This window comes from Streptomyces sp. ADMS (genome assembly GCF_033441795.1).
Taxonomy (GTDB): Bacteria; Actinomycetota; Actinomycetes; order Streptomycetales; family Streptomycetaceae; genus Streptomyces.
This window is the reverse complement of record NZ_JAVFVX010000485.1, coordinates 1-355: the sequence shown is the minus strand read 5'-3', so window position 1 is coordinate 355 and position 355 is coordinate 1. Positions and strand designations below refer to the sequence as shown.

The following is a 355-nucleotide window of genomic DNA, read 5'->3' as shown; positions in this document are numbered from 1 at the left end:
GTCGCCATCCACGTCCGGGGCCTGCTGACCTACCTCTTCCCCTTGGTGATCGACGGGTTCATCGCCTACGGCATCCGCGCCCTGCTGGTCCTGCGCGACGCACCGCTGCGAGCCCGGCTCTACGTCTGGACACTCTTCGGCACGGCCACCGCCGCCAGCATCTGGGCCAACGCGCTGCACGCGGTCAGGCTCAACGAAGAGAACGCCTCGGCCACCGGGCTGCGTCTCGGGGACACAGTGGTCGCCGTCCTGTCCACCATCGCCCCGCTCGCACTGGCCGGAGCGGTCCACCTGTACATCCTCATCGCCCGGGGGCCGGTCAAGGACAGTGACCGAAGTGACCGCGACGACCTCG

1 protein-coding gene is annotated in these 355 nt (G+C 69.3%); it reads left to right on the top strand.

The window, feature by feature from the left end; genetic code table 11:
* Positions 1–355: DUF2637 domain-containing protein (locus RB628_RS41665; protein ID WP_318325800.1), on the top strand; the 355-nt coding region annotated here is incomplete at both ends.